This window comes from Acetobacterium wieringae (genome assembly GCF_026646375.1).
In the GTDB taxonomy this organism is placed as follows: Bacteria; Bacillota; Clostridia; order Eubacteriales; family Eubacteriaceae; genus Acetobacterium; species Acetobacterium wieringae_A.
The window spans coordinates 1-484 of sequence record NZ_JAIPPU010000060.1; the positions used below are offsets into that span (position 1 = coordinate 1).

A 484-nucleotide genomic window follows, 5' to 3' on the forward strand; every position below is an offset into this window, starting at 1 on the left:
TAAAGAAATTGTATTTCAAAATTTTATTTATACACTATGCTGTTTTCAATGATCGACGCTTTTACCCAAATGTGATAACATTTGGCAGGTCACTAAGCGTTAGCGTGTGACTGATGTAAAAGCTAACGCACTTTTCGGCTGAATTCATCCCTGATTACTCAAGGATTCTGACGAAAAATACGATCCTTTTTGATTTTATGGTGGGCTTGGGAGGACTTGAACCTCCGACCTCACGCTTATCAGGCGTGCGCTCTAACCACCTGAGCTACAAGCCCATCTATTTGTTTTAAAAATTGGTGGAGATGAGGAGACTTGAACTCCTGACCCCCTGCTTGCAAGGCAGGTGCTCTCCCAACTGAGCTACACCCCCACAATTGTCAAAACGTATTTTGTTTTATGCGCGTTGCTTCTGTCTTGTATAACCAAATGGTCATACAAAAGAAAATAGTACCATGACTTCCTGTATTCCCTAGAAAGGAGGTGA

At 41.7% G+C, this 484-nt stretch carries 2 tRNA genes; both read right to left on the minus strand.

The window, feature by feature from the left end:
• Nucleotides 1–198: 198 nt before the first annotated feature.
• Nucleotides 199–275: transfer RNA gene (locus tag Q7P33_RS17940), tRNA-Ile, on the minus strand.
• A 19-nt stretch (nucleotides 276–294) separates the two neighbouring features.
• Nucleotides 295–370: transfer RNA gene (locus Q7P33_RS17945), tRNA-Ala, on the minus strand.
• Nucleotides 371–484: the final 114 nt, after the last annotated feature.